This is a genomic window from Nonomuraea longispora (genome assembly GCF_004348345.1).
Lineage (GTDB): Bacteria > Actinomycetota > Actinomycetes > Streptosporangiales > Streptosporangiaceae > Nonomuraea > Nonomuraea longispora.
This window is the reverse complement of record NZ_SMJZ01000038.1, coordinates 19181-42141: the sequence shown is the minus strand read 5'-3', so window position 1 is coordinate 42141 and position 22961 is coordinate 19181. Positions and strand designations below refer to the sequence as shown.

Genomic DNA, 22961 nt, shown 5'->3' with positions numbered 1-22961 from the left:
TTTCTACAAGCTTGCCGCCAGAACCCGGTAATGCCGGTTCTAGATCTCGCGCAGGGGCACTTACCGTTGGGCCTATGGCTGGTCAGGGCAGCGCAGCACCGTCGTCACCGCGGGCCGGAGCGAGGTAGGCCGTGCAGGACGGCGTCGTCGGCGCTGCCGCGCACCATGCCCTTGAGGTGGACGAGGTGCTGACCCAGGCCGTACGCGACACGGGAGCGCACATCGGCGTGGTCTACCTGCTGGCCGACGACGGCCAGGTGCTGCTCATGGAGACGGAGACCGGGCTGCCCGCCCAGATCGTCAAACCGTGGACGCGGATACAGGTGAGCGCGGACGTCCCGGCGTCGGGCGCCGTACGCGAGAGCAGGCTCGTCTGGGTGACCGACCACCAGAAGCTCGCCTGCCGCTGTCCGGCGACGGCGATCGCGCTGCCGTACCCGTTCGCCACGGCCGCCGCCCCGATCCAGTCGGGCGGGGAGGTGTGGGGCTCCATGGTCCTGCTGTGGCCGCCGTCACATCCCGAGGAGCTCACCCTCCACGAGCGGGAGACCATCGAGCGCGCCACCCGCGCGCTCGGCGGCATCATGGGGGAGGCCGCCCGCGCCGGGATCCCGCCGCGGGCCGGGGGCGAGCCGCGTGTCCTCCGCCCCTCGTGGGCCTTGATGCCGGACGTGCACCGCGCCCTGGCCTCGACCTGCTATCTCGACCGGCTGCGCCACGGCTGCGTGGGCCTGGACCTTGAAGGACGCCTGGCCTTCGTCAGCGCGGGGACGGCCGGCGTGCTCGGCGTCGACCTCACCGACAGACTGGGCGAGTTGTTCTGGAGGGCGGTGACGTGGCTGAAGGATCCGCTGTTCGAGGACCGTTTCCGTGCCGCGGCCGTCGGTCAGGAGCCCACGTCCTGCGTCGTACGGCATCCCGATGGCCGTGCCCTGCACATCAGCCTGCATCCGGATTCGTCCGGCATCAGTCTGTACATCACGGAGGCGGCGGCCGATCGACCGGGCCCGCGCCCCGGCGAGCCCGTGGCCGGCATCGTCAGCCAGCCCCGGGCGGACGTCTTCTACAACCTGCTCCACCTCGCGGCGACGCTGAGCCGGGCACTGAACGTGCAGGAGATCGTCGACATGGTCGTCGGCCATGTCATGCCGGTGTTCGACGCACGGGCGCTGACGATCATGACGGCCGAAGGCGGCAGGCTGAACGTCATCGGCTCGCACGGCTACGAGCCGGGCCTCGTCGAGCGGTTCGACCGCCTTCCGCTGGCCGCCGACGCCCCCGCCCAGCACGTCGTGCGCACCGGCGAGCCCGCCTTCTTCTCCGACATCGAGGAGTTGCACCGGATGTATCCGGGGGCCGAGGTCCGTGACGGGATGGCCGCCTGGGCGTTCCTGCCGCTGCGCACCTCCGACACCGTGGCCGGCGCGTGCGTGCTGGCCTTCGGCGAGCCCTACCCGTTCACCGACGAAACGCGGGTCAGCCTCACCGCGATGGCCGGGCTCATCGCGCAGGCCCTCGACCGGGCGCTGCTCTACGACGCCAAGGACCGGCTCGCCCACACCCTCCAGACCTCGCTGCTGCCCCGCAGCCTGCCCGAGATCGCCGGGCTGGACGTGGCCGCCCGGTACGTGGCCGCCACCCGTGGCGTGGGGATCGGCGGCGACTTCTACGACATGATCCGCCTGGGCCACACCAAGGCCGCGGCGATCATCGGGGACGTGCAGGGCCACAACGTCACGGCCGCCGCGCTCATGGGGCAGGTCAGGACCGCCATCCACGCCTACGCGGCGGCGGGGGCGAGCCCCGGCGACGTGCTCAAGCTGACCAACCGCCTGCTCATGGACCTGGACCCCGACCTGTTCACCAGCTGCCTGCTCGTCTACTTCGACCTGCGGCTGCGTACGCTCTGGGCGGCCAGCGCCGGGCATCCGCCGCCGCTGCTGCGCCCGCCCGGCCAGCCCGCCGAGGTCATCGACGTGCCCGCCGGCATCCTGCTCGGCGTCCAGGGCGACGCCGAATACCCCACCGTCCAGGTGCCGTTCCCGCCGGACGCCGTCCTCCTCCTCTACACCGACGGCCTCGTCGAGACGCCCGGCGTCGACCTGGGGGAGGCCATCGGCGAGCTCGCCGAGCACTTCGGCCGCGCCGCCGGCGAGCCCGTCCACCAGCTCTGCGACACGCTGCTCAACCACGCCCCCCACACCAGCCAGCGCGCCGACGACATCGCGCTCCTCCTCGTGGAGCACCGCGCGCCCCCGGGCTGACCCCGTTTCGGCCTCACCGTACGGGGCAGAGGCGACCCCCTTGAGCCCTTGAGGCGGACCGAGGAGGTGACCCATGGCGAAGATCTGGCGCGACCGCCCCGCGGCCGGCGGCGACGACCGGTCCGCCGTCCACGGTGCACCGCACACGACCGGCAGCCGGTCGCCGGGCACCCCGAAGCCGGACGAGGGGCCCACGTACGGGTGGGGATCCGGCGGGCGGCCCCTCTGGAGCGAGCGCGACCGCGACGCCGAACGCATCGGCGCGGTCCTGCGCCGGTCGGGGTGCGCCGCGACGGGCGGCGACGACGGGTTCGCCGTCGAGGGCGGGCACGACGGCGTCTTCCTGGTGACCTTCGCCGAGCGGCGCCCGCCCACCGCGGACGGGATGGCGGCCTGCGTGAGAGCGCTGGTCCGGGCCGGCATGTCGGCCGAACCGCAGCCGGGCGACGCGCGTACGCTCCGCGTCAGGACCCGCACCGTCGGCTGACGGCGGGCCGGGCCCCATAGCCGCTCCTGGGACGGGCCCCCCGGGCGGTCAGTCCAGCACGCCGGGCGTGCGCTCCCGCAGCACCTCCAGGAACGCCGCCGCCGGCCTGCTCCAGTGGCCGCGCCGCCTGCGCACGACGACCACGGGCAGGGCGGCGTCCAGGTCGTCCACCTCGACCGCCCGCAGGCTGCCGATCCGCAACTCCTCCCTCACGCTGCTGACCGGCATGAGGGCGACGCCGAGGCCGGCCTGCACCAGCCGCTTCTGCGCGGTGAGGCTGTCGACCCTGGTGATCGGGGCGTCGGCCAGCCCCATCGCGGGCAACCGGCGGTCGAGCAGGTGGCCGAAGGAGTCGGGCTGGCCCCGCTCGGGAGGGAAGCCCAGCCACCGCTCGCCCTCGAAGGCCCGCAGATCCGGCAGGCGGCGGGCGGTGACGGGATGCGCGGCGGGCACGACGACCAGGAGTTTCTCGACGCCGAGCGGGATCGACTCCAGCTTGGGGTCGGCGTCGGGGAAGTAGCGCAGGCCCAGGGTGGCCTCGCCGCCGCGGACAAGGGCGCTCACCTCGCGGCTCGTGGCGGTGCGCAGCTCGACCGAGGCCTCGGGGAACCGCGACTCGAACGTGCGCAGCGCCTCGACGATGTGCGAGTCGGCCAGGGTGCCGACGATGGCCAGGCTGAGGGTCCGGGCGCCGCCGGGCCGCTCGGCCGCCTCGCGCACGGCCCGCTCGCCGTCCCGGATCGCCGCAAGCGCGGCCTCCGCGTACGGCAGGAGTGCCCGGCCCGCGTCGGTGAGCGCCACGCTGCGGCCGGTCCGCTCGAACAGGGCGGCACCCAGCGACTGCTCCAGCTCGCGGATGCGGCGGCTGATCGCGGGCTGCGACCGGTTGAGCTTCCTGGACGCGTCCGTGAACCCGCCCAGCTCCGCGATGGCGGTGAACGCCTCGATCTCCTCGACAGTCACATCCATCAGTATTCCTGATGGGCAGCATTATCACCATGCATTTGACTGATCTGTCGCCGGGCGGCCAGAGTGAAGGCGTCACCGCAGCTCACGACGGGAGAGCACCATGACCGACCAGACGGCCCGAGCGACGCGTTTCCGGGCGCTCCACGACGGCCCCGAGCCGTTCCTGCTCCCCAACCCGTGGGACGCCGGCACGGCAAGGCTGCTGGCCTCGCTGGGTTTCGACGCCCTCGCCACCACCAGCCTCGGCGTGGCCAACCAGGCCGGCCGCACCCGGGCCGCCCGGCAGGACGTCCTCGGCAACTGCCGCGTCATCAGCGCGGCGACCCCGCTGCCCGTCAACGCCGACCTGGAGAACGGCTTCGCCGACGACCCCGCCGAGGCGGCCAAGATGATCGCGGACGCCTGCGCCTGCGGCGTGGCCGGCGCGTCCATCGAGGACGCCACCGGCGACCGCAGGAGGCCGATCTACGACTTCGGGCTGGCCGTCGAGCGCGTGCGGGCCGCCGTCGAGGTCACGCGCGGGCTGCCCGTCCCGCTCGTGCTGACCGCCAGGGCCGAGAACCTGCTGTACGACGCGGGCGGGCTCGACGACACCATCCGGCGTCTCCATGCCTTCGAGGAGGCGGGCGCCGACGTCCTGTACGCGCCGGGGCTGCGCACGCTCGACGAGATGCGGGCGGTCGTCTCCTCCGTCGGCAGGCCGGTGAACGTGGTGATGGGCTTCGCCGACCCGGCGATCACGCTGGAGCAGCTCGCCGAGATCGGGGTGCGCCGGGTGAGCATCGGCGGCGCGCTGTCCCGGTACGCGCTCGGCGCGTTCCTCGACGCGGCCAAGCAGATGCGCGACGGCCGGTTCGGGTTCGTCGCGGACGTGCCGCCGATGGGCGAGCTCCTCCGCGCGTTCAGGCCGTACTCCACCCCCTGAGGAGGGCCGCCCCGGCGGCGCATGACATGATCGTCGGCAGGATCACCGTGAGAAGGAGCGGGACATGCCGGATCAGCAGGGCCGCCGCGTGCCCGGCAGCGACGTGCCACTCCAGCCGCTGACCGTCGGCACGTCGGCGCTCGGCGCGGGCCCCGGCGACGATGCGCTGGCCGAGATGATGGTGGCGGGCCGTTTCCGCCAGCTCGACACCTCCAACAACTACGCGGGCGGGCGCTCGGAGACGCTGATCGGCGCCGCGCTCAAGCAGGCGCCCGACGGCGTGACGATCTTCTCCAAGGCCGACCGCGACCCCGCCACCGGCGTGTTCGACGGTGACCGGGTCATACGGTCCTGGGAGGAGACGACCTCCCGCCTCGGCGTCGAGACGTTGCCGATCTACCACCTGCACGACCCGATGACCATCACGGTCGGCGAGGCGATGGCCCGCGGCGGCGCCGTGCCCGCCCTGGTGGCGCTGCGCGAGCAGGGGCTCGTCGGCGCGATCGGCATCGCCGTCGGCGGCGGCACCATGGTGGAGGACTACATCCGCACCGACGCGTTCGACGCGGTGCTCACCCACAACCGCTACACCCTGGTCGACCGGCGCGCGGAGGAGATCCTTCGGCTCGCCACGGAAAGGGACATGACGGTCTTCAACGCCGCTCCCTTCGGCGGCGGCATCCTGGGCGGCTCACCACGGCACGCCACCCGCTACGGCTACCGGCGGGTCTCCCCCGAGTTCGCCGCGCACGTCGAGCGGCTCAGGGCGCTGTGCGAGCGGTGGGAAGTCCCGCTCGCCGCGGCTGCGCTGCACTTCTCCCTCGCCGAACCACGCATCCACTCCACGGTCGTCGGCGTCACCTCGGCCGAACGGCTGGCGCAGCTGGGGATCATCGCCGACACGGTGATCCCCGGCGGGTTCTGGGAGGACCTGGCGGCGCTCGGGGACCCGCCTCCCTCACCGATCGACTGACGCCCGCCGGGCTGGCCACCCGCCTCCCGATGGCCGAGAATCTCCCGGCATGACCCACCGGTAACGCGAACCGGAGACTGCTGAGGAGCTGAGGCTCGCATGGCGGTTGTCATCGTGGACTACGACGCGGTATGGCCGTCGCTGCGCCTCGGGCCAGCGCAGTCACCACGTGCACGTGGTGCGGGCCGACACGTGCGGCTCGTCGACGAGGCCCGTCAGGCGCGCGGCCTCCCCCGCGTCCCGGTGTGGGAGGAGTGACCGTCAGCGCCCGCGCGGCTCCGTGACGCGCTCCCGGGCTCGCACGCGCGCCGCCTGCCGTTCCAGGGCCAGCCTGACGGCGAGCGGCGCGAAGGCGAGCAGCGGCACGATCAGGTGGACGGCGCCGGCCAGGCGCTGGTCGGCCGTCGGCACGCCCGCCGGGGCCGCCTGCAGGAACCAGTAGGCGGCGACGCGGGGCCCGGTCAGCAGGTACGCGCCGAGCGCCAGGTGCACCGCGGCGGCCACCGCCAGCAGCCGGGCCCGCGCGGCCCACGGGAACGGCCGGGGCAGCGGGTCGGCGCCCGCCAGCACCCACGACACGGCCAGCCCGAGCCCGAGGAACAACGCCGCGGTGGCCAGGTGGGAGCCGTAGGCGGACAGGGACCAGGGCAGCCACGCGGTCCCGTACAGCAGCAGGAACAGCACCGGGTACGCGGTCAGCAGCAGGCCGGGCCGGGTGATCCGGCGGCCGAAGGCGCGCGAGCCGAGGTCGCCGTACTGGGAGGAGGGGGTGGTGGCCCGGGCCGCCAGGGTGGCGGGAGCCCCCAGGCAGAGCAGCAGCGGAGCGACGACGGTGAGCGTGACGTGCTGCAGCGCGTACGCGGACGCCATCGCCCGCGCGTACCCGCCGACTCCGCCGACCAGCACCAGCGCGACCAGGGCCAGCCCGGCGTGCCAGGCGAACGACCGGGCCGGCGGCCATCCGGCCGCCCTGCGCATGCCCACGAGATAGCCGGCGGCGGGCAGCGCGAGCAGCAGCAGGACCAGCGTGTCCAGCCGTGCCTCGGTGATCAGCGCGGCAGGGGTGAACGGAGCGAGCTCGTACTCCAGCACGCCGTGCGCCGAGTGGCCGCCGCCGTCGCCGCCCGCGGGCGGCGGGGTGCGGGACAGGCCGACGGCCAGGCCCATCGCCGCCGCCATCACGGCCACCTCGCCCGCCGCCAGCCGGACGAACGTACGCCGCACCCCGCGATCCGTCACGCCCATGACGGTGCGGCGGCGGTGGCTCCAGCCGAACCAGCCGAGGACCGCCAGCACGGCGACCTTGCCGAGCAGGAGCAGGCCGTAGCTGCTCTGCCACAGGCCGGACGGCGTCTCCAGCCGCACCCAGCCGCCGACCAGCCCGGAGAAGGCCACCGCGGCGAAGCAGCACAGCGCGATCGTGCTGAACCTCGCCAACACGACGGCCAGGTCGGCGGAGCGGCGGAAGTGCACGAGCACCGCGTACAGGCCGCCCACCCACACCGACACACCCACCAGGTGCGCCATCAGCGCGGAGATCGCGACGTCGTGGTCGGCCGCGGAGGCGGCGTGGCCGACGTACGCGGGCGGCAGCAGCGCGCCCACGGCCGGCACCAGCGGCATCCACCGGGGCAGGCGCGGCACGAGCGTGGCCAGCGCCACCACGAACGTCGCCGCCACCACCACCAGCAGCGCCCGGGTCTGGGGCAGCGACGTGCCGTAGCCGAGGAGGTGTGAGGCGGCGAGGATCCGCGCGGGAGGCAGGGCGAAGAACGTCGACAGGGTCAGCACGTAGCCGGTGAGGGAGGCGAACGCCCAGCCGAGCGCCCACCACCCGGCCGCCCGCACGCACCGCGCCACCTCAGGGGAGCCCGCTGGGGCCAGCACGCCGGCGGCCAGCAGGGCGCCGACGCACGCCACGGCGCACAGGTCGTGCCCCAGCCGCACCAGCGGCAGGCCCCACTCGGCGAGCGGTCCCGCGGAGGGCAGCCCGGCGATCTCCGGCGCGCCCGCGCCGCCGCCGAACCACAGGACGGAAACCAGCACCACGACGCCCACGCCGACCACGCCCACCACGGCGCCGACGTGAACCGGCGCGGAAGCTCTCATGGCCACCCCGCAATGTCCGTCTGGACCGGCCGGCCCCCGGACGCCTGCGGTCCCGGTGACCGTGGTGCGTGGCCCACATGATCCCACAGCGGCCGGACCGTGACCATGCGGCAGCGCACGTCTGAGGTACGCGGCATCAGGCCGGGCGGTTCAACAGCCACCCATACCAAAGGCGGCAAACAGTCATTAATGACCTAGAATCCGTCAGATGTTCGCGGCCCCCCACCGGCTGGCCTGGCTGGACGCCCTCCGGGGGCCGGCCGCGCTGGCCGTCACCATGCACCACGCCGGCTGGACCTACCTGCCCGCCGTCTGGGCGGAAGTGGACCGCCGGATCGACCTCGGCACGTGGGGCGTGTTCGTGTTCTTCCTGGTCAGCGGGTACATCATCCCCGCCTCCCTGGAGCGGCGAGGCGACCTGCGCGCCTTCTGGACCGGCCGGGCCTTCCGCCTCCTCCCGCTGCTGCTGGCCGCCTGCGCCCTGGCCGTCCTGCTCGCCTGCGCCGGCCTGCCTGTCCTCGACCCCGGGCTCGGACAGCGCCCCCTCGGCGTGGTCGTGCTGGGCAACCTGACCATGGTGCAGGAACTGCTCAACCTCCCCGCCGTCATCGGCGTGATGTGGACGCTCTCGTACGAGATGGCGTTCTACCTGATGTGCGTCGCGCTGTTCGCGGTCGGGCGGGCACACCGGTCGGCCTGGATCGCCGGCGGCCTGGCGCTGCTGGCCGTGCCGCTGGGGCTGCTGCTGCCGGGAACGTCGATCAAGGGCGGCGCCGACCTCATGGCCGCGCTGCTCGGCCTCGCGGTCGTCGCCGCCATCGCGGTGACCGCGCTCGGCCGGGGCGGGACGCGTACCGTGGCCGCGGTCGCGGGCGGTCTGCTCGGGCTGGCGCTGGTGATCCTCGGCAGCCGGGGCGGCACCTGGCAGGGCGTGATCATCCTGGCGTCGATGTTCGCCGGCACGGCGGTCTACCGGGCCGAGCGGGGCACGACCTCCTGGCGTACGGCCGCGCTCGCCGCCTTGGCGGTGCTGGCGTGCGGGATCCCCGCCAAGGACGACCCCGCCTGGGCTCCGGCGCTCGTGCTCGCCTTCGGCGTCTTCGCCCTGGGGCTCGCGCTGCGCGGCCGGGCGTTCCCCCGCTGGCTGCCGGAGCTCGGCGTGATCAGCTTCTCCCTCTACCTGTTGCATCCGGTCCTGCTGCACGCGATCCCGGACCTCACGCTGTACTACCTCGTCCTGATCCCGCTCAGCCTCGCGAGCCACCGTCTTGTCGAGGCTCCCGCCCAGCGCCTCGGCAGACGCCTGACCGCCGCCCGTGTGTGACCCCGCCCCGCCCGGATTGACCTGGAGCGCACTCCAGCCGACAAGCTGGACCCATGAGCACATCGTTGACGACACGCCCCATCGGCGACCGCCGCGTCTCCGCCATCGGGCTCGGCGCCATGCCCATGTCGGTGGCCGGGCACATGGCCGACGAGGACCAGTCGATCCGGACTCTGCTGGCCGCCCTTGACGCCGGTGTCACGTTGATCGACACAGCGGACGCGTACACGCCTTCGCACGACGACGTCGGCCACAACGAACGCCTGGTCGCCAAGGCGCTGGCCCAGTGGCGGGGCGACGCCGGCAGCGTGCTCGTCGCCACCAAGGGCGGGCACACCCGCACGCCGGGCGGCGGCTGGTCCAAGGACGGGCGCCCGTCGTACCTCAAGCAGGCCTGCGACCGCTCGCTCAAGGCGCTCGGCGTGGACAGCATCGGCCTCTACCAGCACCACCGGCCCGACCCGGAGGTGCCGTACGAGGAGACCATGGGCGCGTTGAGGGACCTCCACGACGCCGGCAAGATCCGGATGGCGGGCATCTCCAACGCCGGCCCGGAGCAGATCAGGATCGCCCACGACATCCTGGGCGAGCGCCTGGTGAGCGTGCAGAACGAGTACTCGCCGCGCTTCCGCTCCAGCGAGCCCGAGATCGACCTCTGCGCCGAGCTGGGCCTGGCCTTCCTGCCCTGGTCGCCGCTGGGTGGCATCGGGCGCACCGGGGAGCTGAGCGAGCGGCACGCCGCCTTCTCCGAGATCGCGAAGGAGCGCGGCGTCTCCCCGCACCAGATCTGCCTGGCCTGGGAGCTCGCCCGCAGCCCCGTGGTCATCCCCATCCCGGGCGCGAGCCGCCCCGAGACCATTCTCGACTCGCTCGCGGCCGTGGACCTGGAGCTCAGCGCGGAGGAGCTGGCCCGCCTCGGCTGAGGGTCCTGCGGGCGCCGCCGTGGGCCGGAGGACCCCCGGCTCACGGCCGCCGCGCCCCCGGGGACGCTGGCTAGAATCCGGGCATGAAAGCCGCAGTGCGATTACGTTATGGCCCACCCGACGTGGTCGGTGTGACCGAGGTCGACAAACCCGCGGTCAAGCCGGACGAACTGCTCGTCAAGGTGCACGCGACCACGGTCAACCGCACCGACTGCGCCCTTCGCGCCGCCAAGCCGTTCCTGTGGAGGTTCTTCACGGGTTTCTTCCGGCCACGGGTGCGCGTGCTCGGCAACGAGTTCGCCGGGGAGATCGAGACGGTGGGCGGCGAGGTCACCGCCTACAAGGTGGGCGAGCGGGTGTTCGGCTACAACGACGCCACGTTCGGCGCCCACGCCGCCTACATGACCGTCTCCGAGAAGGGCACGCTCGCCACCATCCCGACCGGCCTGAGCTACGAGGAAGCCGCCCCCAGCACCGAGGGCTCGCACTACGCCCTGTCGATCATCACGGCCGCGCGGGTCAGGGAGGGCCACGACGTCCTGGTCTACGGCGCGACCGGGGCCATCGGCTCGGCCGCCGTCCAGTTGCTGAAGACGCTCGGGGCCGTCGTGACCGCGGTCTGCGACACGCGGACCGTGGAGCTCGTACGCGGGCTCGGCGCCGACCGGGTCATCGACCGCACCACCACCGACTTCACCCGCGACCCGGGACGGTACGACGTCGTCATCGACGCGGTCGGCAAAAGCACGTTCGGCCGGTGCCGGCGGCTGCTGAAACCGCGTGGCGTCTATGCCGCCTCCGATGTCGGCCCGATGTGGCAGAACGTGTTCCTCGCGCTCGTCACCCGGCCGCTCGGCGGCAGAAAGGTGCTCATGCCCCTGCCGAAGCACGACCGGGACACGGCGCTGCGTTTCCGCGACCTGATCGAGTCGGGCCGGTTCAGGCCGGTCATCGACCGGCGATATCCGCTGGCCGACATCGTCGAGGCGCACCGCTACGTCGACTCCGGCCAGAAGATCGGCAACGTCGTGATCACCGTCAACCACTCCGGCTGAGCGACGACCACCCGGCCGGGCGCGGCGCGCACCCGGCCGGAGCCGTCACACGCCCATCGGGTGCCAGACCGTCTTGGTCTCCACGAAGGGCCGGATGCGGGCCACGCCGGGGTCGGCGGCCGACCAGTCGTCGTGAAGGCCCGGCCGTACGACCCGTTTGAGCGTGCCCGCGGCCAACTCCTCCAGCTCACCGGCGAGCTCGCCCGCCCCGGCCAGGTCCAGGGCGTTCACGTCGGCGTGCCCGGCCAGCGGCGGCGCCAGCTCGCTCAGGCGGCCGGTCAGGACGTTGACGACGCCGCCGGGCAGGTCGGAGGTGGCCAGCGCCTCGGCGAGCGTGACGGCGGGCAGCGGCGCCCGCTCGCCGGCCACCAGCACCGCCGTGTTGCCCGCGGTGATGACGGGCGCGAGCACCGCGACCAGGCCGAGCAGCGGGGAGCCGGCGGGCGCGAGGATGCCGGCGACCCCGGTCGGCTCGGGCTGGGAGTGGTTGAAGTAAGGGCCCGACACCGGGTTGGCCGCCCCGAGCACCTGGCCGAGCTTGTCGGCCCAGCCGGCGTAGTAGACCCAGCGGTCGATCGCGGCGGACACCACACCCTGGGCGCGCGCCTCGCTCATGCCCTGGGCGGCGGCCACCTCCCCCGCGAACTGCGCCCGCCGGCCCTCCATCATCTCGGCGATCCGGTAGAGGATCTGGCCGCGGTTGCAGGCGGTGCGGCCCGACCAGCCGGGAAAGGCCTTGCGCGCGGCCACGACGGCGTCGCGCACGTCCTTGCGCGACGCCAGGGCCGCGTTGGCGAGGTGGACTCCGCGGGAGGATGTCACCGGGTACGACCTGCCTGACTCCGAACGCGGGAAGGCCCCGCCGAGGTAGAGCTTGTACGTCCTGCGCACGGCCACGCGAGCCGGCGCGGACGGGGTCCTGTCAGCCAAGGTATGCCTCCAGCCCGTGGCGGCCGCCCTCGCGGCCGTAACCGGACTCCTTGTAGCCGCCGAACGGGCTGGCGGGATCGAACACGTTGAAGGTGTTGGACCACACGACGCCGGCGCGCAGCCGGCTCGCGGTCCACAACATGCGGGAGCCCTTCTCCGTCCACACTCCGGCGGACAGCCCGTACTGCGTGTTGTTCGCCTTGGCGACGGCCTCCTCGGGGGTGCGGAAGGTGAGCACCGACAGGACCGGCCCGAAGATCTCCTCGCGGGCGATCCTGTGCGCCTGCGTGACGCCGGTGAACACGGTGGGCGGGAACCAGTAGCCGCGTTCCGGGATCGGGCACGCGGGCGACCAGCCGCTCGCGCCCTCCGCCTCGCCGGCGGCGGCCAGTTCGCGGATCCTGGCCAGCTGCGCGGCCGAGTTGATGGCGCCGATGTCGGTGTTCTTGTCCAGCGGGTCGCCGAGCCGCAGCCGCTCGATCCTGGCCCGCAGCCTGGTCAGCAGCTCCTCGGCGATCGACTCCTGGACCAGCAGCCGGGAGCCGGCGCAGCACACGTGGCCCTGGTTGAAGAAGATCCCGGAGACGATGCCCTCCACGGCCTGGTCGACGGCCGCGTCGTCGTACACGATGTTGGCGCCCTTGCCGCCCAGCTCCAGGGTGAGCCGCTTGGACGTCCCGGCCACGGCGCGGGCGATCTCCTTGCCGACGCCGGTCGAGCCGGTGAAGGCGACCTTGTCCGCGTCCGGGTGGGCGACCACGGCCCGGCCGGTGCCGCCCGCGCCGGTCACGATGTTGACCACGCCGGGTGGCAGTTCCGCCTCCTGGCAGATCTCCGCGAACGCCAGTGCGGTCAGCGGGGTGGTCTCGGCGGGCTTGAGCACCACCGTGTTGCCGGTCGCCAGCGCGGGCGCGACCTTCCAGGCGAGCATCAGCAGCGGGAAGTTCCACGGAATGACCTGCGCGGCCACGCCGAGCGGGCGCGGTGACGGGCCGACCCCGGCGTGGGCGAGCTTGTCCGCCCAGCCCGCGTGGTAGAAGAAGTGCGCCGCGACCAGGGGAAGGTCGATGTCGCGGGTCTCCTTGATGGGCTTGCCGTTGTCGAGCGATTCGAGCACGGCCAGCTCGCGGGCACGTTCCTGGATGATGCGCGCGATCCTGAACAGGTATTTGCCGCGCTCGGCGCCGGGCAGCGGCGACCACACCCGCTCGAAGGCCCGGCGGGCGGCGGCGAAGGCCCGGTCCACGTCGGCGTCGGACGCCGCGGCCACCTCGGAGAGCGGCTCCTCGTCGGCCGGGTTGAGCGTGACGATGCGCTCGTCGCTCTTGGCCTCGGTGAACTCGCCGTCGATGAACAGGTCGTACGCCGGCCGGATGGTCACGATCGACCGTGACTCCGGCGCGGGCGCGTAGTCGAAGATCTCCACGGTTCCCCTCAGTCGAGCGTGTAGTAGTCGGGCCCCGCGTAGTGCCCGGTGCCGAGCTTGGTGCGCTGCATGAGCAGGTCGTTCAGCAGCGTCGAGGCGCCGAGCCGGAACCGCGCCGGGTCCAGCCAGCTCTCGCCGGCCACCTCCTTGACCAGCACCAGGTAGCGGATCGCGTCCTTGGTGGTGCGGATGCCGCCGGCCGGCTTCACCCCGGCCTGCCGCCCTCCGGCGGCGTGGTAGTCCCTGACCGCCTCCAGCATGACGAGGGTGACGGGCAGGGTGGCGGCGGGCGCGACCTTGCCGGTGGAGGTCTTGATGAAGTCGGCCCCGGCGTGCAGCGCGAGCCAGGACGCCCGCCGTACGTTGTCGTAGGTGACGAGCTCGCCGGTCTCCAGGATGACCTTCAGGTGCGCGGGGCCGCAGCACTCCTTGACCGCGGCGATCTCGTCGAAGACCTTGCGGTAGTCGCCGGCGAGGAACGCGCCTCTGTCGATCACCATGTCGATCTCGGTGGCTCCGGCGGCGACCGCCGTACGCGTGTCGGCCAGCTTCACCTCCAGCGACGTGCGCCCGGCGGGGAAGCCGGTGGCGACCGAGGCGAGCCCCACGCCGCTGCCCGCCAGGACGGGCGCGGCCACGGGGATCATGTCGGGATAGACGCAGATGGCGGCGACCGCGGGCGCGGTGGGGTCGGCGGGGTCGGGCCGCATGGCCTTGGCCGCCAGGGCGCGGACCTTGCCCGGGGTGTCCGCCCCTTCGAGCGTGGTCAGGTCGACCATGCGGATGGCCAGGTCGATCGCCTGGCGTTTGGCCGTGGTCTTGATCGACCGGGTGGCCAGGTCGGCGGCGCGACGGCGTACGCCCACCTCGTCGACGCCGGGCAGCCCGTGCAGGCAGGCCCGCAGCGAGCCGGATGGAAGGGTGTCAGGCACGGGCGCCACGCCTTTCGATCAGCATGTTGAGGACGAGCGCGACCAGCAGGATCAGGCCGGTCACCACCATCTGGAAGAAGGAGCCCAGACCGAGCAGGTTGCACAGGTTGCGCAGCACCGACAGCAGCAGCACCGCCACGAAGGTGCCGAACACCCCGCCCCGGCCGCCGAACAGGTTGGTGCCGCCGAGGACGACGGCCGCGATGGCGTCCAGCTCCAGCCCGTTGAACGCGGTCGGCTGGCCCACGGTCAGCCGCGAGGTGAGCAGCACGCCCGCCAGCGCCGCGAGCGCGCCGGACACCGCGAACACGGTGGTGATGACGCCGCGCACCGGCAGTCCCGACAGCCGCGCCGCCTCCTTGTTGCTGCCGACCGCGTAGACGTACTCGCCGAAGGTGGTGCCGCGCAGCACCACAGCGGCGAGGATTGTGATCACCACGAAGATGATCCCGACGATCGGGACGTAGCCGATGAACCCGCCACCGAGCAGCTGGAACGACTCCGCCCCCGCCGCCTCCGCGGGCTTGCCGTCGGTCAGCAGGTACGTGAGCCCGCGGATCGCGGTGAGCCCGGCCAGCGTGGTCATGAAAGCCGGCAACGCCAGGTACGCCGACAGGCCGCCCATGATGGCGCCGAACACGGCGCCGGCCAGGACGCTCAGCAGGATCGCCGGCAGCACGGGCACGCCCGCGGCCATGAGGATGGCGACCGTCATCCCGCCGAAGGCGGCCACGCTGCCGACCGACAGGTCGATGCCCGCGGTCAGCACCACCATGGTCATGCCGATGGCGACGATCCCGGTCAGCGACGACTGTTGCAGCAGGTTGGCGATGTTGCGGCCGGTGAGGAACTGCGGGGCCAGCAGCGTCGCGACGACGCACAACGCGAGGAAGACCAGCAGCAGGTTGGACTTGACGATCAGGTCGGCGCCGCGCCGCGGCCGGGCGCCGCCGGCCTGCTCGGCGGACGCGGCCACCGAGGATCCGATCGAGGTGGTCATGGTGTCGCTCCTGTGATGACGGCGTGCGCGATGGCGCTCTCCGGGCTGACCCTCGGGTCGAAACGGGCGATGTTGCGACCCTCGTACAGGACCTGGATACGGTCGGCGTTGGCGGTCAGCTCGTTGAGCTCGCTGCTGGCGAGCAGGACCGCCACGCCCTGGCCGGCGAGGTCGCGCACCTGGCGGTAGAGGTCGGCCTTGGCGCCGACGTCGAGCCCGCGGGTGGGCTCGTCGAGCAGCAGGACCTTGATCCCGCCCCTGGTGATCCACTTGGCCAGCACGACCTTCTGCTGGTTGCCGCCGGACAGCTGGCCGACGAGCTGGCTCTGGCCGACGGATCTGACGCCGAGCCCGGCCAGCGCGGGCGCGGCCAGGCGCCGTCCGAGCCGGCCCGGCAGCAGCCACGGGGGCCGGTCGAGTGCCGCGATCGCCGCGTTTCGGCCCACTGACAGGCCGAGCATGAGGCCCTGTTCCTTGCGGCTCTCCGGCACCAGCGCGAGTCCGGCGCGCACGGCCGCGGCGGGGCTGCCGGCCCGGAACGGGCGGCCGTCCAGCCGGGCGGTGACGTGCGCCTTGAGGTCGCCGAAGAGCGCCCGCAGCAGTGTGGTACGTCCAGCGCCGCCCAGTCCGGCCAGCCCGACGACCTCGCCCGGCCGCACGTCGATGTCGCGCACGTCGATCAGCCCGGGGACGTGCACCCGCTCGACGGTCAGCAGCGGCTCCCCCTCGGGCGCTGGGCGGCCGGCGGGACGCACGAGTTCCTTGGCCTCGCCGATCATCGCCGCCACGATCTCGTCCGGCGTGGTCGAGGCCACGTCGTAGACGCCGGCCGTGCGGCCGTCGCGCAGCACCGTGGCGCGGTCGCCGATCGCCTTGACCTCGTCGAGCCGGTGCGAGATGAAGATGACCGAGCGCCCTTCCTCCGTGAGCGACCGGATGACGCCGAACACCGCCTCCAGCTCGCTCTCGCCGAGCGTGGCGGACGGCTCGTCCATGACGATCACCCGCGCGTCGGCGGTGAGCGCCTTGGCGATGGCGGTGAGCTGCTGCGCCGCGATGGGCAGGTCCCTGACACGGGTGGTCACGGGGAAACGCGCGCCGACCCGGTCGAGCGCCTGGCGGGCCAGGCCCGCGCGCCGCGCCCTGCGTACGAACGGGCCGAACCGGGGCGAGCGACCCAGCAGCAGGTTCTGTGCCACGGTGAGGTCGGGCAGCAGGTCGAGCTCCTGGTAGATGACGGCGATGCCGGCGGCCAGCCCGGCGTGCGGGGTGGAAGGGCTGAACGGCTCGCCGTCCAGCAGGATCGTCCCCTCGTCCGGCCGGTAGGAGCCGGCCAGGATCTTCATCAGCGTGCTCTTGCCCGCGCCGTTCTCGCCCAGCAGACAATGCACCTCGCCGGCGCGTACGGTCAGCTCCACGCCGTCCAGGGCGACCGTGCCGGGGAACCGCTTGACGATCCCCGACATCCGCAGCCGCTCGTCCGTCATGCCTCCTCCTTCCACGTGTCCAGCAGGTACGTCGCGCTCTGGTCGTCGGTGATCAGCACGTCGCAGAGGCGGCTGGCCACGACGGCCCGGCACACCGCGTGCTTGGCCTCGCCGCTGACCAGCGCGACCGAGGCGGTGGACGCGCGCAGGACGTCCAGCGACAGGCCGAGGGTGCGGCCGTCCAGGGCGGGGTCCACGATGCGGCCGTCGCGGTCGATGAAGCGGCCCAGCACGTCGCCCACCGCGCCGGCCTCCGCGAGCCTCGACAGGTGGCCGGCGTCGATCTGGCCGGAGTCGACCAGCACGGAGTCGCTGCCCATGCCCCCGGGGCTGAACAGGAACAGGTCGGCCCGGGTGGCGAGGGCTAGCACGTCGGAGACGGCCCGGTCGCTCTCCAGCACGGCCCTGGTGCTCTGCTGCTCCAGGATCGCCGGGGCGGGCAGCAGCGTGGCGGTGCCGCCGCCGTGGTGGGCGATCATGCTCGCCATGCTGTGCGCGCTGGTCGGCTGCCGTGACCGGCTGAGCGCGCCGTTGATCTGCACCACGTTGACGCCGCCGGCCCATCCGGGCTTGAGCCCGCCGGCCAGCCGGTCGAGAGTGCGCCCCCAGGAGACGCCGATCAGCCGGGGCGCGGGCCGCATCGCCATCAGGTGGTCGGCCCCCGCCGCCGCGACCACGTCGCGCAGGTGCTCGACGCCGTTCGGGTCGCCCCCGGCCACCACGACCGCGTCGCGCAACCCGCAGCGTTCCTTGAGCGACTGTTCCAGGGCTCGCACCCGGGACCTCGGGTGCAGCACCTCGATCCGGACGATCCCGGCCTGGCGGGCCTCGGCCAGCATCCTGCCCACCTTCCAGCGGGTCAGGTGCAGGGCGTTGGCGATCTGCTCCTGGGTCTCCCCGCCCTCGTAGTAGCGGATGGCGACCTCGTAGAGCTGGTCGTCGTAGCCGGCAGGGACGGTCATGGGTCCTGCCTCCGTTCCGGCGCGTTGAGGCGGTGCGCGAGCGGCGTCGTGGCCTCGGTGGCCGCCCGGTAGTCGGCGTAGCCCTGCCGGTAGGCGTCCCGGTGGGCGGGGACCGGCTCGATGGTGCGGGTGCGCGGGGCGTACTCGGCCGCCGCCTCGGCGAGCGAGGCGTGCCGCCCCGCGCCCACCGAGGCGATCACCGAGCAGGCGCGCAACGTCAGGTTGTCGCCCGCGACCAGGCTGACCGGCCGGCCGAGCACGTCGGCGGTGGTCTGGAGCCACAACTCGTTGTGCCGGATGCCGCCGGACAGGAAGATCTCCTCCACGGCGATCCCGCCCTCGCTGAACGAGTCGATGACCTGCCTCGTGCCGTACGCGACGCCTTCCACGGCGGCCCGGTAGACCTGCTCGGGCGAGCTGGCCAGGGTCAGCCCGAGCACCGCCCCGCGCAGCAGCGGGTCGCGCAGGGGCGTGCGGTTGCCCATGAAGTAGTCGAGCACGATCAGGCCGTGGTCGACCGGCGGCAGCGCCGACGCGGCCTTGATGAGCCGGCCGATTTCCGCCCTCGGCCGCCCCATGAGCCGCTCCCCCGCCCAGGCCAGCACCGAGCCCGCGCTCACCTGGCCGCCCTCGACGAGCCAGCGCCCGGTGCGCAGCGCGTCCGGGTACGGCCCCCACACGGTGGGCGGGAAGACCGGCTCGGCGATCTCCGTGACAAACGCGTTGGACGTGCCGCACACGATCGACACCCGGCCTTCGGGAGCGCCGCCGATGGCCAGCAGCGACAGGTGCGCGTCGATGCCGCCGGACGCGACGACGGCGGGGCCGGTGATGCCCAGCTCCTCGCGGGCGGCGGCCCCGACGGGGGCGATCGGGTCGCCGACCGGGACGATCTCGTCGGGCAGCTTGGCGGCCAGGTCGCCGACGCCGAGCCGCTCGTACAGGTCGTTCGGGAATCCCGCGCCGCGCGGGTCGTAGTTGCTCTTGCAGACGGCGTTCATCCGCGATCCCGCCCACCGCCCGGTGAGCCGCCACACCATGTAGTCGACCGCCTCGGTGATGCGGGCGGCCCTGCGGTAGATCGCGGGCTCGTGGCGGGCCAGCCACATGGCCTTCGGCACCAGCCATTCCACCGCGTCCGAGCCACCGGAGTAGCGCAGCACCGGGTGGCCGCTGCGGGCGGTCAGCGCCGACTCCTCGCCGGCCCGGCCGTCCATCCAGAGCAGGGCGGGCCGCAGGGGGCGCCCGTCGCCGTCGAGCACGGCCACCGTCGAGGCCGTGGTGGCCACCGCGACCCCGACGATCTCCGGGTTCCCCGCCTCGGCGAGCGCCGCCCGCGCGGCGTGCACGCTCGCCCGCCACCAGTGCTCCGGGTCCTGCTCGGCCCAGCCGGGCCGCGGGAAGCTGGTCGGGTAGGTGTCGTCGCCCGTCCCGGCCTGCGTGCCGTCCGCCGTGTAGACCGCCGCGCGAGCGCCCTCCGTGCCGAGGTCGAGGGCGAGGAAAGCGGACATCGTCACTCCTCGTTCGGCAGGAAGAGCACCTTGGAGCTGAAGATGGAACGTTCCCCGAGGCCGGCCATGGTCTCGGGCAGCGCGTCAAGGCCCAGCTCGTGCGTGATCATGAACTTCCAGGCCAGCCCGCCGGAGGCGAGCATCCTGGCCGACTCCCGCCACTCCTCTCCGGGGAACGGCGCCGAGAAGGAGTTCCAGGCGCCGTGCAGCGTGACCTCGCGGCGCAGGAAGGAGCCGAAGGTGGCCTTGGGCAGCACCACCGGCTCGTGCGGGATGCCGATGAACACCGCCTCGCCGCGCCTGGCCGTCAGCGCCACGGCCTGGTCGATGGTGGCGGGTACGCCGGCGGACTCGACGACCACGTCGTACCCCTCGCCCACCAGGTCGGCGGCGGCCTCGGCGCTGGTGGCGGTGTGCGTGGCGCCCGCCTCCGTCGCCATGGCGGCCTTCTGCTCGTTCAGCTCGATCACGAGCGCCTCGGCGGCGCCGGCGATGCGCGCCCACTGCACGGCGAACAGCCCGATGGGGCCGGCGCCGACGACCGCGACCCGGTGGCCGCCGCGCATCCTCGTGCGCCACAGGGCGTGCAGGGCGATCGCCGCCGGGTCCAGCATGGCCGCCGCCCTCGGGTCGAGGTCGGCAGGCAGCACCATGAGGTTCTCGTCGGGGACGGTGACGTACTGGGCGTACGCGCCGTCCCTGCGGCTGCCGAAGTAGCCGTAGTTGCGGCACAGGCTGAAGTGGCCCTGGCTGCAGGGAGCACAGGCGTGGCAGGGGATGAGCGGGGGCACGGTCACGAGGTCGCCCTCGCGTACGCGGCCCGTCGCGGCCAGGCGCTCGCCCATCCGGACCACGTGCCCGGAGAACTCGTGACCGCAGATGATCGGGAAGTGGTACGCCCCCGCGGACAACATGCGCGGGATGTCCGATCCGCACACCCCGCAGGCGGCGACGCGGACGAGCGCCTCGCCGGGACCTGGCTCGGGCACCGGCACCTGCTCCACCCGGATGTCCCCGGGCGCGTGGAGCACTGCGGCCTGCATGGTCATGTTTCCGCCTTCCTGATGGTCGCCGGTGGTCACTGCTCGCGCGCCTGGGCGAACTCTCCGGACCCGGTGTACTGGGCCGCGTTGTCCTGGTCGATCAGCTCGGTGCCCGCGTCGATGGAGGGCTCGACCTTCTCGCCCTTGCCGACCTTGAGCACGGTCTCCACGGCCTTCGAGCCGAGCGAGATGGGGTCGTTGAGTGCCGTGGCGACGTACTGGCCGCCCTTGGCGATCTCCTTGACCGCTTCCATGAGCCCGTCCACGCCGGAGACGAGGACCTTGCCCTTGCCGCTCTCGTTGAGCACCTTCAGCGCGCCGAGAGCCATGTCGTCGTTGTGCGCGTAGACGGCGGCCACGCCGGGGTTGACCTGGAGCAGGTCCTGCATCGCCGTGACGGCCTTGGACCGTACGTAGTCGGAGTACGGCCCCTCCACGATCTTGATCTTCGGGTTGGCCTTGACGGCCTGGTGGAAGCCGGCGCTGCGGTCGCGAGCCACGGCGCCGCCGGCGTCTCCCCTGATCTCGATGACGGTGCCGCCCTTGGCGCCGAGCTGCTCGCTGAGCCGCTTGCCGACGAGCTCGCCCATGGCCTTGTTGTCGCGCCCGACGTGCGAGACCGCGCCCTCGGGCACCGGCCGGTCCACGGTCACCACGGACACCCCTGCCGCCTTGGCGGCGGCGAGTCCGGGCTGCACGCCCTGCGGGTCGACCGGGTTGATGAGCAGGACGTCGATCTGCCGGGTGATGAGGTCCTGGACGTCGTTGTTCTGCTTGGTGACGTCCCCGCCCGCGTCGGCGAAGTAGAGCGTGGCGCCGGCCTTCTTGGCGGCGGCCTCGGCTCCTTCGCGCAGTTGCACGTAGAACGGGGACTGCTGGGTCGCCTGGCTGAAGCCGATGACGAGCGGGCCGCCGCCGGCCTCCTGACCGGTGTCGGCGGTGGACCCGCCGGGGGTGGTCGACACCGAGCACGCCGCCAGAGCGACGGTGGAAAGAAGGAGGACAGGCATTTTGAACAGCCGGAATCCGCGCATAGGGACCTCCGTATGTGACGTAGGTAACGCACGGTAGGTCGCCCGTTCACCTCACGGCAACACATGAGCCGAAATTTGCTCATATGAGCACGCGGTGCGCGCCACAGGACAAACTTCCTGCACAGAGGTCCCTGCTGGTCGAGCTCAGGCTCATCCGCCCCGGCAGCGGGCCATGCTGGAGTTGCCGCGCCAGGCCGCCACCCGGGGTGAGATCACCACCGCGAAGGCGGCCTGAGAGGGTGACGGCGCACGCCGGGTCACGTGTCGTACACGTCGTGGTGGATGGCCCGGGGTGCCTTCTCCAGCAGGAAGTCGTCGTCGAAGTCGTAATACTTCGCGACAGTGACGTCGTCGCCGGCGAAGGCCCTGATCGCCTCCTCCGACTCCCAGAACGTCAGCATCTCGAAGTGCGCGACCTCGCCCTCCAGCCGATGCAGCACGTACGCGCCCCGGTTGCCGGGTGTCGACCGGTAGTCGGGAAGCGCCACCTCCCTCATCAGCTCCAGGTAGGCGCCGGACTTCCCGGCCGGGGTCCGGCCATGCCAGATGCGGGCGATCATGGGCTTCCCTTCCTTCCGTACGGGTACAGATTAGGGTTTGCCGGTATCCGTCACCTTCGCCGGTCCCGTTCCGTCAAGAAGGGAGAAGACCCTGATCGAAGGATGATGTGATCGTGGACGCTGACGAGTTCCTGGCCGGACGATTCGCCGAACACCGCGACCATATGAAGGCGGTGGCGTACCGGATGCTCGGCTCACTCACCGAGGCCGACGACGCGGTGCAGGAGGCGTGGCTGCGGCTCAGCCGTACGGACTCCGGCGCGATCGGCAACCTGGGAGGCTGGCTCACCACCGTGGTCGGCCGGGTCTGCCTGGACATGCTGCGCGCCCGCGCCGCGCGGCGCGAGGCGCCGCTGGAGCAGCGGCTGCCCGATCCGGTCGTCAGCCCGGAGGACGGCGGCGACCCCGAGCGGGAGGCGCTGACCGCCGACGCCGTCGGCCTGGCGCTGCTCGTCGTGCTGGACTCGCTGCGTCCCGCCGAACGGCTGGCCTTCGTGCTGCACGACATGTTCGCGGTGCCGTACGAGCAGATCGCCACGGTCGTGAACCGCTCCCCCGACACGGCCAGGAAACTCGCCAGCCGGGCCAGGCAGCGCGTACGGGGAACCATCCCCTCACCCGACCCCGACCCCGCACGCCAGCGCCGGGTGGTCGACGCCTTCCTGTCGGCCGCTCGCGACGGGGACTTCGCCGCGCTGCTCACCGTCCTCGACCCCGACGTCGTCCTGCGCATCGACGCGGGCGCCTTCGCCGAGGGCGGCTCGTGGACGATCAGCGGCGCGGCGGCCGTGGCCGGGAGGGCCCCGGACTTCCAGCGCTTCACGACCACCCGCACGCTGGAGCCCGTACTGGTGAACGGGGCGGCCGGGCTGATCAGCAGCGAGGACGGCCGGCCGCGCTCGGTCCTCGGCTTCACCATCGCGGAGGGCAGGATCGCGGCGATCGACATCCTGTCCGACCCGGACCGTGTCGCACGGCTCACGCTGACCTGGCCACGGGGCTGACGGTCGGTGGTCCGGGCACACCCGCCGCCCGCGGGGGCGGGGT

21 protein-coding genes are annotated in these 22961 nt (G+C 72.9%); 9 read left to right on the top strand and 12 right to left on the bottom strand.

Translation table 11 applies throughout. The features are described from left to right. The first annotated feature begins 131 nt into the window (after positions 1–131). Together E1267_RS12935 and E1267_RS12930 are read left to right on the top strand one after the other, a co-directional pair. Complete coding sequence (locus E1267_RS12935) at positions 132–2264, top strand: SpoIIE family protein phosphatase (RefSeq protein WP_132332680.1); 2133 nt, start codon at positions 132–134, stop codon at positions 2262–2264. 73 nt (positions 2265–2337) lie between these two features. Then, positions 2338–2751, top strand: coding sequence for a hypothetical protein (locus tag E1267_RS12930; RefSeq protein WP_132332679.1), 414 nt, complete (start codon positions 2338–2340; stop codon positions 2749–2751). A 48-nt stretch (positions 2752–2799) separates the two neighbouring features. Here E1267_RS12930 and E1267_RS12925 read toward each other — a convergent pair whose 3' ends face one another. Then, on the bottom strand, positions 2800–3720 hold the full coding sequence (locus E1267_RS12925) for a LysR family transcriptional regulator (RefSeq protein WP_132332678.1): 921 nt from the start codon (positions 3718–3720) through the stop codon (positions 2800–2802). A gap of 100 nt (positions 3721–3820) precedes the next feature. Here E1267_RS12925 and E1267_RS12920 point away from each other — a divergent pair, with 100 nt between their 5' ends. From E1267_RS12920 to E1267_RS44295, 3 genes are all read left to right on the top strand, one after another. Beyond that, positions 3821–4645 carry an isocitrate lyase/PEP mutase family protein gene (locus E1267_RS12920; RefSeq protein ID WP_132332677.1) on the top strand — a complete coding sequence of 275 codons (825 nt, stop codon included), beginning with the start codon at positions 3821–3823 and terminating at the stop codon, positions 4643–4645. Between the two features lie 64 nt (positions 4646–4709). Then, positions 4710–5618 (top strand): aldo/keto reductase, encoded by a 909-nt coding sequence (locus E1267_RS12915; RefSeq protein ID WP_220449451.1) that lies wholly within the window; start codon positions 4710–4712, stop codon positions 5616–5618. Positions 5619–5717: 99 nt separating this feature from the next. After that, positions 5718–5876: a hypothetical protein gene (locus E1267_RS44295; RefSeq protein ID WP_165959591.1), complete on the top strand. Its 159-nt coding sequence runs from the start codon at positions 5718–5720 to the stop codon at positions 5874–5876. 3 nt (positions 5877–5879) lie between these two features. On the opposite strand, the gene E1267_RS12910 is transcribed toward E1267_RS44295, so the two are convergent. Continuing rightward, positions 5880–7727 carry a bifunctional copper resistance protein CopD/cytochrome c oxidase assembly protein gene (locus tag E1267_RS12910; protein WP_132332676.1) on the bottom strand — a complete coding sequence of 616 codons (1848 nt, stop codon included), beginning with the start codon at positions 7725–7727 and terminating at the stop codon, positions 5880–5882. Between the two features lie 208 nt (positions 7728–7935). Between E1267_RS12910 and E1267_RS12905 the strand changes: the two genes are divergently transcribed. From E1267_RS12905 to E1267_RS12895, 3 genes are all read left to right on the top strand, one after another. Beyond that, entirely contained in the window at positions 7936–9051 is a 1116-nt protein-coding gene (locus E1267_RS12905) for an acyltransferase family protein (RefSeq protein ID WP_132332675.1), read from the top strand. 53 nt (positions 9052–9104) lie between these two features. After that, positions 9105–9974, top strand: coding sequence for an aldo/keto reductase (locus tag E1267_RS12900; RefSeq protein WP_246063819.1), 870 nt, complete (start codon positions 9105–9107; stop codon positions 9972–9974). A gap of 83 nt (positions 9975–10057) precedes the next feature. Next, positions 10058–11029: an NAD(P)-dependent alcohol dehydrogenase gene (locus E1267_RS12895; protein WP_132332674.1), complete on the top strand. Its 972-nt coding sequence runs from the start codon at positions 10058–10060 to the stop codon at positions 11027–11029. Between the two features lie 45 nt (positions 11030–11074). Here E1267_RS12895 and E1267_RS12890 read toward each other — a convergent pair whose 3' ends face one another. The 10 genes from E1267_RS12890 to E1267_RS12845 form a co-directional block, all read right to left on the bottom strand. Next, on the bottom strand, positions 11075–11959 hold the full coding sequence (locus E1267_RS12890; RefSeq protein ID WP_246063818.1) for an aldehyde dehydrogenase family protein: 885 nt from the start codon (positions 11957–11959) through the stop codon (positions 11075–11077). Further along, complete coding sequence (locus E1267_RS12885) at positions 11952–13379, bottom strand: aldehyde dehydrogenase family protein (protein ID WP_220449454.1); 1428 nt, start codon at positions 13377–13379, stop codon at positions 11952–11954. The genes E1267_RS12890 and E1267_RS12885 overlap by 8 nt, the downstream gene beginning before the upstream one ends. A 14-nt stretch (positions 13380–13393) precedes the next feature. Continuing rightward, positions 13394–14317, bottom strand: coding sequence for a deoxyribose-phosphate aldolase (gene deoC, locus E1267_RS12880; RefSeq protein WP_246063816.1), 924 nt, complete (start codon positions 14315–14317; stop codon positions 13394–13396). Further along, the gene (locus E1267_RS12875) at positions 14310–15317 is read right to left on the bottom strand and encodes an ABC transporter permease (protein ID WP_132332670.1); all 1008 of its coding nucleotides are present in this window, start codon (positions 15315–15317) and stop codon (positions 14310–14312) included. The genes deoC and E1267_RS12875 overlap by 8 nt, the downstream gene beginning before the upstream one ends. Then, positions 15314–16804: a sugar ABC transporter ATP-binding protein gene (locus E1267_RS12870; protein WP_132332669.1), complete on the bottom strand. Its 1491-nt coding sequence runs from the start codon at positions 16802–16804 to the stop codon at positions 15314–15316. The genes E1267_RS12875 and E1267_RS12870 overlap by 4 nt, the downstream gene beginning before the upstream one ends. Beyond that, a complete protein-coding gene (locus tag E1267_RS12865) occupies positions 16801–17766 on the bottom strand; it encodes a sugar-binding transcriptional regulator (protein WP_132332668.1) in 966 nt (321 codons plus the stop codon). Before E1267_RS12865 ends, E1267_RS12870 begins: the two co-directional genes overlap by 4 nt. Then, a complete protein-coding gene (locus E1267_RS12860; protein ID WP_132332667.1) occupies positions 17763–19277 on the bottom strand; it encodes an FGGY-family carbohydrate kinase in 1515 nt (504 codons plus the stop codon). The genes E1267_RS12865 and E1267_RS12860 overlap by 4 nt, the downstream gene beginning before the upstream one ends. A 2-nt stretch (positions 19278–19279) precedes the next feature. Continuing rightward, positions 19280–20326: a galactitol-1-phosphate 5-dehydrogenase gene (locus tag E1267_RS12855; RefSeq protein ID WP_220449450.1), complete on the bottom strand. Its 1047-nt coding sequence runs from the start codon at positions 20324–20326 to the stop codon at positions 19280–19282. A gap of 29 nt (positions 20327–20355) precedes the next feature. Continuing rightward, positions 20356–21330 carry a substrate-binding domain-containing protein gene (locus E1267_RS12850; RefSeq protein ID WP_132332666.1) on the bottom strand — a complete coding sequence of 325 codons (975 nt, stop codon included), beginning with the start codon at positions 21328–21330 and terminating at the stop codon, positions 20356–20358. 281 nt (positions 21331–21611) lie between these two features. Beyond that, positions 21612–21914, bottom strand: coding sequence for an antibiotic biosynthesis monooxygenase family protein (locus E1267_RS12845; protein ID WP_132332665.1), 303 nt, complete (start codon positions 21912–21914; stop codon positions 21612–21614). Between the two features lie 113 nt (positions 21915–22027). Here E1267_RS12845 and E1267_RS12840 point away from each other — a divergent pair, with 113 nt between their 5' ends. Continuing rightward, on the top strand, positions 22028–22918 hold the full coding sequence (locus E1267_RS12840) for a sigma-70 family RNA polymerase sigma factor (protein WP_132332664.1): 891 nt from the start codon (positions 22028–22030) through the stop codon (positions 22916–22918). The last annotated feature ends 43 nt before the right edge of the window (positions 22919–22961 follow it).

Coding starts and splice junctions, on each gene's coding strand:
- E1267_RS12920 (WP_132332677.1), top strand. CDS start 3,821: ATGACCGACCAGACGGCCCGAGCGACGCGTTTCCGGGCGCTCCACGAC.
- E1267_RS44295 (WP_165959591.1), top strand. CDS start 5,718: ATGGCGGTTGTCATCGTGGACTACGACGCGGTATGGCCGTCGCTGCGC.
- E1267_RS12855 (WP_220449450.1), bottom strand. CDS start 20,326: ATGACCATGCAGGCCGCAGTGCTCCACGCGCCCGGGGACATCCGGGTG.
- E1267_RS12850 (WP_132332666.1), bottom strand. CDS start 21,330: ATGCCTGTCCTCCTTCTTTCCACCGTCGCTCTGGCGGCGTGCTCGGTG.
- E1267_RS12910 (WP_132332676.1), bottom strand. CDS start 7,727: ATGAGAGCTTCCGCGCCGGTTCACGTCGGCGCCGTGGTGGGCGTGGTC.
- E1267_RS12900 (WP_246063819.1), top strand. CDS start 9,105: ATGAGCACATCGTTGACGACACGCCCCATCGGCGACCGCCGCGTCTCC.
- E1267_RS12895 (WP_132332674.1), top strand. CDS start 10,058: ATGAAAGCCGCAGTGCGATTACGTTATGGCCCACCCGACGTGGTCGGT.
- E1267_RS12915 (WP_220449451.1), top strand. CDS start 4,710: ATGCCGGATCAGCAGGGCCGCCGCGTGCCCGGCAGCGACGTGCCACTC.
- E1267_RS12865 (WP_132332668.1), bottom strand. CDS start 17,766: ATGACCGTCCCTGCCGGCTACGACGACCAGCTCTACGAGGTCGCCATC.
- E1267_RS12875 (WP_132332670.1), bottom strand. CDS start 15,317: ATGACCACCTCGATCGGATCCTCGGTGGCCGCGTCCGCCGAGCAGGCC.
- E1267_RS12925 (WP_132332678.1), bottom strand. CDS start 3,720: ATGGATGTGACTGTCGAGGAGATCGAGGCGTTCACCGCCATCGCGGAG.
- E1267_RS12870 (WP_132332669.1), bottom strand. CDS start 16,804: ATGACGGACGAGCGGCTGCGGATGTCGGGGATCGTCAAGCGGTTCCCC.
- E1267_RS12930 (WP_132332679.1), top strand. CDS start 2,338: ATGGCGAAGATCTGGCGCGACCGCCCCGCGGCCGGCGGCGACGACCGG.
- E1267_RS12905 (WP_132332675.1), top strand. CDS start 7,936: ATGTTCGCGGCCCCCCACCGGCTGGCCTGGCTGGACGCCCTCCGGGGG.
- E1267_RS12845 (WP_132332665.1), bottom strand. CDS start 21,914: ATGATCGCCCGCATCTGGCATGGCCGGACCCCGGCCGGGAAGTCCGGC.
- E1267_RS12860 (WP_132332667.1), bottom strand. CDS start 19,277: ATGTCCGCTTTCCTCGCCCTCGACCTCGGCACGGAGGGCGCTCGCGCG.